The 2,753-nt window shown below is 70.5% G+C and carries 4 protein-coding genes; all 4 read left to right on the forward strand.

Features of this window, described 5'->3' with window-relative positions; all coding sequences use genetic code 11:
• The coding region (glgP, locus tag JWN68_RS02710; protein WP_297734306.1) for an alpha-glucan family phosphorylase at nucleotides 1–1,180 on the forward strand (1,180 nt) is incomplete at its 5' end.
• Nucleotides 1,181–1,375: 195 nt separating this feature from the next.
• On the forward strand, nucleotides 1,376–1,714 hold the full coding sequence (locus JWN68_RS02715; RefSeq protein ID WP_297734315.1) for a helix-turn-helix domain-containing protein: 339 nt from the start codon (nucleotides 1,376–1,378) through the stop codon (nucleotides 1,712–1,714).
• 5 nt (nucleotides 1,715–1,719) lie between these two features.
• Nucleotides 1,720–2,100, forward strand: coding sequence for a hypothetical protein (locus JWN68_RS02720; RefSeq protein ID WP_297734309.1), 381 nt, complete (start codon nucleotides 1,720–1,722; stop codon nucleotides 2,098–2,100).
• A gap of 148 nt (nucleotides 2,101–2,248) precedes the next feature.
• The coding region (locus tag JWN68_RS02725) for a GNAT family N-acetyltransferase (protein ID WP_297734312.1) at nucleotides 2,249–2,753 on the forward strand (505 nt) is incomplete at its 3' end.

Consider the following 2,753-nt stretch of genomic DNA (forward strand, 5'->3'; position numbering starts at 1 on the left):
GATGCGTGAGCGCCTCGTCACGGAGGTCCGGCGGCGGTTGCGCGAGTCGTGGCTGCAGCGCGGTGCGACCGACGCCGAGCTCGGCTGGACCGACGCGGCGTTCGACCCCGACGTGCTGACGATCGGCTTCGCGCGTCGCGTGCCGTCGTACAAGCGCCTCACGCTGATGCTGCGCGACCCCGCCCGGCTCAAGGCGCTCCTCCTGCACCCGGAGCGGCCGGTCCAGCTGCTCATCGCCGGCAAGTCGCACCCGGCCGACGAGACGGGCAAGCGGCTGATCCAGGAGATGGTGCGCTTCGCCGACGACCCCGAGGTCCGGCACCGCATCGCGTTCCTGCCCAACTACGACATCGCCATGGCCCAGCCGCTCTACCCCGGCTGCGACGTCTGGCTGAACAACCCGCTGCGTCCCTACGAGGCGTGCGGCACGTCGGGCATGAAGGCCGCCCTCAACGGTGGTCTCAACCTCTCCATCCTCGACGGTTGGTGGGACGAGTGGTACGACGGCGGCAACGGCTGGGCGATCCCGTCGGCCGACGGCATCGAGGACCCCGACCGGCGCGACGACCTCGAGGCGGCCGCGCTCTACGACCTGGTCGAGAACGAGGTGGCGCCCCGCTTCTACGAGCGCAACGACGAGGGCGTGCCGCCGCGCTGGCTGGAGATGGTCCGGCACACCCTCAAGTCGCTCGGGCCCAAGGTGCTCGCGACCCGTCAGGTGCGCGACTACGTCCGTGAGCTCTACGCCCCGGCGGCCCGCACGTCCCGGACCCTGAACTCCGACTACCAGGGGGCGCGTGAGCTCTCCCAGTGGAAGCAGCGGGTCCGTGCGGCCTGGCCGTCGGTCAAGGTCGAGCACGTCGACACGGACGGTGTCGGCGACGCAGCCGAGGTCGGCGCGACCGTCCACGTGCACTCGTTCATCGCCCTGGGTGAGCTGCGCTTCGAAGACGTCGAGGTGCAGGTGGTGCACGGCCGTCCGAGCGCCGACGACGTGCTGCTCGACGCCGCCACGTCGGTGATGCACCCGAGCGAGTCCTACGAGGGCAACCGGCACCGGTTCGACGCCTCCGTCACCCTCGAACGCTCAGGCTCGTTCGGCTACACGGTGCGCGTCGTGCCGCGTAACGATGCGCTCTCGTCGGTCTCGGAGATGGGACTCGTCTCCCTTCCCGCCTGACGACCGATGGCCGTCGAGCGGTCTTTCTGGCTGGACGTGACGACGCGAGAAGCAGGCCGCAGCGAGTCGCCGGTCACGTCCATGTGCCTGGAGGAGTCCGGAGACGTCGTCGGGCTGTGGGCCTGGACGTTCATAACCTGGTCGAGCGACGCGAGACCTCACCCTGGGTCACCGGCACGATCGTGAATCCTGGAGCTGGACAGCGAGGAGCGGGCGCGACGGCTCCACCTCTCGCGCTTCCACCTGGACCGCATCGTGTCCGCCGTAGCCGGTGAGCCGCCAGAGCGGATGCGCCGGCGCCTGCTGCTCGAACGGGCCGCCTACCAGCTGGCGGTGACCGACCGACAGGTCCTCGATGTCGCCCTGGAGGCCGGGTTCGGATCCCACGAGGCGTTCACCCGCGCGTTCACCAAGGCGTACGGCGCACCGCCGGCCCACTGGCGTCGTCGTCCCGGCAGGACGCAGATCCCTGCGCCCAGCGAGGTGCACGTCCACCCGCCCGGCAGCGTCGGCTGCCCACCACCGCGAAGGTAACCCCCATGGAGCTGTTGACCCGCATGGTCGAGCACCACCTCTGGCTGACCGGCGAGCTGCTCGAGCGCGCCGGCCGGCGCACCGATGCGCAGCTCGACGAGCCGATCCAGGTCTCGGTCGGCACGATCGACGACGAGATGTCGATGCGCTCCGTGCTGGGCAGGCTGGTGGGACAGCTCGCCCAGTGGAACGCCGCCTGCACGCAGCGGCGACACGACTGGGAGTCCGAGCGCTCCAAGTCCACCAGCACCCTGCGACGCGAGCTCGCCGTCGAAGGGCCGCTCTTCCTGGCCCAGGTGCACGAGACGATCCGGGAGGGGCGGCTCGACGACACGTTCCTGGACGTCACGTGCGACGAACCCAGGCTGTTCACCTACGGCGGATGATCGCCCACGTCCTGACCTTCGCTGCCGTCCGCCGCGTCATCGTGCTCGGGGCCCTGGAGAAGGCCGGGATCACCGACCTGGACGCGGGGGATCCGGCCGACTGGGTCAGCCGACCTGCCTGGAGGCCTGCCACTGGTACACATGGCTTGTGGCAGTCGTCGTCAGGCCGGTGGAGGAGCGCGATCGCGAGCGGTGGGCGGAGCTCTACCGCGGCTACTGCGCGTTCTACGAGGTGCCCGCGCCCGACCTCGACCACCTGTGGCACCGCCTGGTGAGCGAGGGCGAGCTCGAGTGCTTCGTCGCCGAGCTGGACGGGCTCGTGGTCGGGTTGGCGCATGTGCGGGCCTTCGCCCGGCCGCTCGAAGGGGACACGGCCGGTTTCCTGGACGACCTCTTCGTGGACCCGACCCAGCGTGGGGCCGGGGTCGGCGCAGGGATTCTCGAGCACCTGCGTTCGGTCGCGGCGGAGCGGGGCTGGGGCGTGGTCACCTGGATCACTGCCGCGGACAACCAGGTCGCACGAGGGCTGTACGACCGAGTGGCCGAGCGTCAGCCGTGGGTCACCTACGACATGGCGCCGCAGGCCTGCTGGCCCCTCGGCTCGACGTCGCGGGCATCGTCAACACACGCTGACGACATGGTGACTTCGGTGG

Origin of the sequence: Nocardioides sp., assembly GCF_025964975.1 — a bacterium.
In the GTDB taxonomy this organism is placed as follows: Bacteria; Actinomycetota; Actinomycetes; order Propionibacteriales; family Nocardioidaceae; genus Nocardioides.

What these genes read in the sequence shown, in the direction of transcription:
- JWN68_RS02720 (WP_297734309.1), top strand. Translation starts at nt 1,720, where the DNA reads ATGGAGCTGTTGACCCGCATGGTCGAGCACCACCTCTGGCTGACCGGC.